The 6,742-nt window shown below is 46.2% G+C and carries 2 protein-coding genes, 5 tRNA genes and 3 rRNA genes; all 10 read left to right on the forward strand.

What is annotated here, in order from left to right; translation table 11 throughout:
* Positions 1-243 (forward strand): O-antigen ligase family protein (locus QP794_RS32985; protein WP_285080846.1); only part of this gene is annotated, 243 nt, incomplete at its 5' end.
* A 689-nt stretch (positions 244-932) separates the two neighbouring features.
* A 16S ribosomal RNA gene (locus QP794_RS32990) occupies positions 933-2,495 on the forward strand.
* 200 nt (positions 2,496-2,695) lie between these two features.
* A 23S ribosomal RNA gene (locus QP794_RS32995) occupies positions 2,696-5,591 on the forward strand.
* 57 nt (positions 5,592-5,648) lie between these two features.
* Positions 5,649-5,765: ribosomal RNA gene (gene rrf, locus QP794_RS33000) — 5S ribosomal RNA — on the forward strand.
* The 16S, 23S and 5S rRNA genes sit together here with 5 tRNA genes alongside, the layout of an rRNA operon.
* A 4-nt stretch (positions 5,766-5,769) precedes the next feature.
* Positions 5,770-5,842 (forward strand) — tRNA-Val (locus tag QP794_RS33005).
* Positions 5,843-5,848: 6 nt separating this feature from the next.
* Positions 5,849-5,921: transfer RNA gene (locus QP794_RS33010), tRNA-Lys, on the forward strand.
* 14 nt (positions 5,922-5,935) lie between these two features.
* Positions 5,936-6,017, forward strand: a tRNA-Leu gene (locus tag QP794_RS33015).
* A gap of 30 nt (positions 6,018-6,047) precedes the next feature.
* Positions 6,048-6,120 (forward strand) — tRNA-Thr (locus QP794_RS33020).
* An 11-nt stretch (positions 6,121-6,131) separates the two neighbouring features.
* Positions 6,132-6,203: transfer RNA gene (locus QP794_RS33025), tRNA-Gly, on the forward strand.
* A 112-nt stretch (positions 6,204-6,315) separates the two neighbouring features.
* On the forward strand, positions 6,316-6,742 hold a 427-nt coding region (locus QP794_RS33030), incomplete at its 3' end, for a DUF6198 family protein (RefSeq protein ID WP_483311980.1).

The raw sequence follows: 6,742 nt of genomic DNA on the forward strand, positions 1-6,742 counted from the left end.
ATTCTCTTCACTGGGCTTTACTTAGTTGTACTAGCATATTGTGGAATTAACTGGTTAATAAAAAAAGCATATAGAAATTTTGAAAATTCTGTTTTACTAATGTCAACAACATCATTAATAATTTCTGCTTTTTACGCTGGTAATGTTTTGGATTTCTTAACAGCAACATTTATCTTTGCATTCATCTTAGGATACCTATTATCCAGAATAAAACAAGAAAAGAGTCTGGGAAAAAACTCTTAAATTACAAAAAACGTTGATTATCTTGGTTTTATAAACCTTGATATATCAACGTTTTTATTTTTAGAATTTATCGAAAGCTAACCTGAAATCTACTTTTTCCCAGACACTTTTCTTTTAAAAAAACTATTGCCAAAAAGGAAAAAATAGTGTAAATTAATTAAGTCATCGCGATTATTGTGATTGGATATAGTATTTTTAAAAAAAAGCAAAAAAAAAGCTTGCCAAAATCAAAATAATCCTGTATCTTAGATAAAGTCGTGTTGAGGCAATGCCTCGATGACAAAATTCATTTCAAAAAAGAATAAAAAGTTCTTGCAATTCTGAAATGAATCAGGTAATATAATTACTTGTCGCGAGTCAGTAAGACAAACGACAAAAAATAAATTTAAAAAAGTTCTTGACTATAAGGTTGAGAGATGGTAATATATTTAATTGTCGTGAGTCAGAGATGACCAGCGAGGATAAATAAATTACAAAATATCAGAAAAAAGTTCTTGACAAAGAAAAATGCTTCTGATACAATAACAGAGGCCACTTAAGTGGCCGGAGTTAGTACTTTGAAAACTGAACAAAGTTTCGCTAAAGTGTGCGGGTGTAACAACCCAAACAAAAGCGAAGTCAATTCGTTAAGCAATAAATTTGAGATAACAAATCAAAAAATCTGATTGAGCTAAGAGCTCATTTTAATTCAAAATGAGAGTTTGATCCTGGCTCAGGACGAACGCTGGCGGCGTGCCTAATACATGCAAGTCGAGCGAGCTTGCCTATTGAAATTCTTCGGAATGGACATAGATACAAGCTAGCGGCGGATGGGTGAGTAACGCGTGGGTAACCTGCCCTTAAGTCTGGGATACCATTTGGAAACAGATGCTAATACCGGATAAAAGCTACTTTCGCATGAAAGAAGTTTAAAAGGCGGCGTAAGCTGTCGCTAAAGGATGGACCTGCGATGCATTAGCTAGTTGGTAAGGTAACGGCTTACCAAGGCGATGATGCATAGCCGAGTTGAGAGACTGATCGGCCACATTGGGACTGAGACACGGCCCAAACTCCTACGGGAGGCAGCAGTAGGGAATCTTCCACAATGGACGCAAGTCTGATGGAGCAACGCCGCGTGAGTGAAGAAGGTTTTCGGATCGTAAAGCTCTGTTGTTGGTGAAGAAGGATAGAGGTAGTAACTGGCCTTTATTTGACGGTAATCAACCAGAAAGTCACGGCTAACTACGTGCCAGCAGCCGCGGTAATACGTAGGTGGCAAGCGTTGTCCGGATTTATTGGGCGTAAAGCGAGCGCAGGCGGATTGATAAGTCTGATGTGAAAGCCTTCGGCTCAACCGAAGAACTGCATCAGAAACTGTCAATCTTGAGTGCAGAAGAGGAGAGTGGAACTCCATGTGTAGCGGTGGAATGCGTAGATATATGGAAGAACACCAGTGGCGAAGGCGGCTCTCTGGTCTGTAACTGACGCTGAGGCTCGAAAGCATGGGTAGCGAACAGGATTAGATACCCTGGTAGTCCATGCCGTAAACGATGAGTGCTAAGTGTTGGGAGGTTTCCGCCTCTCAGTGCTGCAGCTAACGCATTAAGCACTCCGCCTGGGGAGTACGACCGCAAGGTTGAAACTCAAAGGAATTGACGGGGGCCCGCACAAGCGGTGGAGCATGTGGTTTAATTCGAAGCAACGCGAAGAACCTTACCAGGTCTTGACATCCTTTGACCACCTAAGAGATTAGGTTTTCCCTTCGGGGACAAAGAGACAGGTGGTGCATGGCTGTCGTCAGCTCGTGTCGTGAGATGTTGGGTTAAGTCCCGCAACGAGCGCAACCCTTGTTAATAGTTGCCAGCATTAAGTTGGGCACTCTATTGAGACTGCCGGTGACAAACCGGAGGAAGGTGGGGATGACGTCAAGTCATCATGCCCCTTATGACCTGGGCTACACACGTGCTACAATGGGCAGTACAACGAGAAGCGAACCTGTGAAGGCAAGCGGATCTCTTAAAGCTGTTCTCAGTTCGGACTGTAGGCTGCAACTCGCCTACACGAAGCTGGAATCGCTAGTAATCGCGGATCAGCACGCCGCGGTGAATACGTTCCCGGGCCTTGTACACACCGCCCGTCACACCATGAGAGTTTGTAACACCCAAAGTCGGTGAGGTAACCTTTGGAGCCAGCCGCCTAAGGTGGGACAGATGATTAGGGTGAAGTCGTAACAAGGTAGCCGTAGGAGAACCTGCGGCTGGATCACCTCCTTTCTAAGGAAGCAAGGTGCTGGAGAGTAGAGATACTAAAAGAAGGCACTGAGTACGGAAGCACACTAAAGAAACTTTGTTTAGTTTTGAGAGTAGTAACTCTCAGACATTGCACGTTGAAAACTGAATAACAACCAAGAAAAAACCGAGACAATCATTGAACAGATTGTGAAAGCGAACCGAGAAGAGAGATCTAGGTAATAGGTCAAGAAGAGAAGGGCGCACGGTGAATGCCTGGGCACTAGAAGCCGAAGAAGGACGTGACGAACCACGAAAGGCTACGGAGAGCCGTAAGTAAGCTAAGACCCGTAGATATCCGAATGGGGGAACCCGGTGCAGAGATGCATCATTAAATACTGTTAAGGTATTTAAAGGAAGACGCAGTGAACTGAAACATCTAAGTAGCTGCAGGAAGAGAAAGAAAAATCGATTTCCTAAGTAGCGGCGAGCGAAAGGGAAAGAGCCCAAACCAGTGAATTTATTCATTGGGGTTGTAGGACTACAAAATGAGACAGAGAGGTATAGTTGAAGTCTTTGGGAAAAGACGCCAGAGAGGGTGAGAGCCCCGTAAGCGAAATAGCTCGAAGCTCTAGTAGGATCCTGAGTAGGCCGGGACACGAGGAATCCCGGTTGAAGCAGCGAGGACCATCTCGCAAGGCTAAATACTAACTAGTGACCGATAGTGAACCAGTACCGTGAGGGAAAGGTGAAAAGAACCCCGGAAGGGGAGTGAAAGAGAACCTGAAACCGTGTGCCTACAAGTAGTCAAAGCACATTAAAGTGTAATGGCGTGCCTTTTGTAGAATGAACCGGCGAGTTACGTTAAGTAGCAAGGTTAAGACAGAAAAGTCGGAGCCGCAGCGAAAGCGAGTCTGAATAGGGCGAGCAGTTACTTGACGTAGACCCGAAACCAAGTGACCTACCCATGTCCAGGTTGAAGGCTAGGTAAAACTGGCTGGAGGACCGAACCCACGTAAGTTAAAAATTGCGGGGATGAGGTGTGGGTAGCGGTGAAATTCCAAACGAACTTGGAGATAGCTGGTTCTCTCCGAAATAGCTTTAGGGCTAGCCTCGCGAGAGAGGATAATGGAGGTAGAGCACTGTTTGGACTAGGGGCCCGTCAGGGGTTACTGAATCCAGATAAACTCCGAATTCCATATATCTATACGCGGGAGTCAGACTGCGAGTGATAAGATCCGTAGTCGAAAGGGAAACAGCCCAGATCACCAGTTAAGGTCCCCAAATCTATGCTAAGTGGAAAAGGATGTGGAGTTGCGTAGACAACTAGGACGTTGGCTTAGAAGCAGCCATCATTCAAAGAGTGCGTAATAGCTCACTAGTCGAGTGGCGCTGCGCCGAAAATTTACCGGGGCTAAGCATAGTACCGAAACTGTGGATGTGCGAATGCACGTGGTAGGAGAGCGTTCTAAGTGCGGCGAAGTCTAATCGAGAGGATAGATGGAGCGCTTAGAAGTGAGAATGCCGGTATGAGTAGCGAAAGATAGGTGAGAATCCTATCCGCCGAAAGACTAAGGTTTCCTGGGGCAGGCTCGTCCGCCCAGGGTAAGTCGGGACCTAAGGTAAGGCCGAGAGGCGTAGCCGATGGACAACAGGTTGAGATTCCTGTACTAATATTAATCGTTAAGAGCAATGGAGGGACGCAGTAGGCTAATGGCGCATGTAACTGGAATCATGTGTAAGCGTCAAGGCTTGAGGTGAGTCAAATGCTTGCTTCTAAAAGGCTGAGGCGTGATGCGGAGCGAAATAAAGTAGCGAAGGTCATGATGTCACACTGCCGAGAAAAGCTTCTAGCCAGAGAGATATTACCCGTACCGCAAACCGACACAGGTAGTCGAGGAGAGAATCCTCAGGTGAGCGAGAGAACTCTCGTTAAGGAACTCGGCAAAATGACCCCGTAACTTCGGGAGAAGGGGTGCTGATCTCCGGATCAGCCGCAGTGAATAGGCCCAAACAACTGTTTATCAAAAACACAGGTATCTGCAAAATCGTAAGATGACGTATAGGTGCTGACACCTGCCCGGTGCTGGAAGGTTAAGAGGAGAGCTTAGCGTAAGCGAAGGTTTGAATTGAAGCCCCAGTAAACGGCGGCCGTAACTATAACGGTCCTAAGGTAGCGAAATTCCTTGTCGGGTAAGTTCCGACCTGCACGAAAGGTGTAATGATTTGGGCACTGTCTCAACGAGAGACTCGGTGAAATTATAATACCCGTGAAGATGCGGGTTACCCGCGACAGGACGGAAAGACCCCATGGAGCTTTACTGTAGCTTGATATTGAGTATCTGTTAAACATGTACAGGATAGGTAGGAGCCAGAGAAAGTAGGACGCTAGTCTTACTGGAGGCGCTGTTGGGATACTACCCTTGTTTGATGGATGCTCTAACCTAGGTCGCTAAGCGTGACCAGGGACAGTGTCAGGTGGGCAGTTTGACTGGGGCGGTCGCCTCCTAAAGTGTAACGGAGGCGCCCAAAGGTTCCCTCAGAATGGTTGGAAATCATTCGCAGAGTGTAAAGGTATAAGGGAGCTTGACTGCGAGACCTACAAGTCGAGCAGGGACGAAAGTCGGGCTTAGTGATCTGGTGGTACCGTATGGAAGGGCCATCACTCAACGGATAAAAGCTACCCTGGGGATAACAGGCTTATCTCCCCCAAGAGTTCACATCGACGGGGAGGTTTGGCACCTCGATGTCGGCTCGTCGCATCCTGGGGCTGAAGTCGGTCCCAAGGGTTGGGCTGTTCGCCCATTAAAGCGGCACGCGAGCTGGGTTCAGAACGTCGTGAGACAGTTCGGTCCCTATCCGTCGTGGGCGTAGGAAATTTGAGAGGAGCTGTCCTTAGTACGAGAGGACCGGGATGGACATACCGCTGGTGTACCAGTTGTTCTGCCAAGGGCATCGCTGGGTAGCTATGTATGGACGGGATAAGCGCTGAAAGCATCTAAGTGCGAAGCCCCCCTCGAGATGAGATTTCCTTTGCGAAAGCAATAAGACACCTCAGAGACTATGAGGTAGATAGGCTGGGAGTGGAAGTAGAGTGATCTATGGAGCGGACCAGTACTAATCAGTCGAGAACTTGACCAAAGCGAAGGTTTTTTGTTGGTTGAAATTCAGTTTTGAGCGAGTAAGCTCAAAAGAGAGTGCGGTGGCGATAGCAAGAAGGATACACCTGTACCCATGCCGAACACAGAAGTTAAGCTTCTTCACGCCGAGAGTAGTTGGTGGGAAACTGCCTGCGAGGGTAGGTAGCCGCCGCGCACATGGAGGATTAGCTCAGCTGGGAGAGCATCTGCCTTACAAGCAGGAGGTCACAGGTTCGAGCCCTGTATCCTCCATATCCTGAGTTGTTAGCTCAGTTGGTAGAGCAACGGACTTTTAATCCGTGGGTCGAGGGTTCAAGTCCCTCACAGCTCATTGGCCCTAATATCGCGGGTGTGGCGGAATTGGCAGACGCGCTAGATTTAGGTTCTAGTGTTTTCGGACGTGTGGGTTCAAGTCCCACCACCCGTATTGGTTTGCCAAACCAAACATTGACAATATGCCGATTTAGCTCAGTTGGTAGAGCATCTGTCTTGTAAACAGGGGGTCGTACGTTCAAATCGTATAATCGGCATTCATATTTTTGCGGAAGTAGTTCAGTGGTAGAACATCACCTTGCCATGGTGGGGGTCGCGGGTTCGAATCCCGTCTTCCGCTCTACAAGATAAGGATTCACAGTAGTGAATCCTTTTTATTTTACTCAAAAAGTATATTAATTATTTTTTTAGACTTCCTTTGATATAATTATTAAAACAAAGGGGGTCTTTTTTTGAAAAAGAAACTTAATTTCGGAAATATCGCCCTGAAAACTTTGATGTCGATTATGGGCGTGACGGTTTTATCAATTGGTGCTACTTTCCTTCGTGGTGGTAATGTAGGACTTGATCCATTTACTGCGATTAATACAGGGATTTCTAACAAGCTAGGGCTAGGCTTAGGAGTTTATCAGCTAGCAGTTAACTTTGTAATCTTCTTACTGATTTTGTGGCTTGATCGCAAAAAAATTGGAATTGGAACTTTTGTCAATATGATTTTAGTGGGATTTGAAATCCAGTTCTTTACGCAAGTATATGAGCAGCTTTTCCCCGAAAAAATCACTTTTTTAGTAATTGTAGCTGATACTGTTATTGGTTTGCTTCTTTTTACGCTTGGTTCCTCTCTTTATATGGGACCGAAATTAGGAGTTGCTCCTTATG

The sequence above is a fragment of the Paenibacillus sp. UMB7766-LJ446 genome (assembly GCF_030226665.1).
GTDB lineage: Bacteria > Bacillota > Bacilli > Paenibacillales > Paenibacillaceae > Paenibacillus > Paenibacillus vandeheii.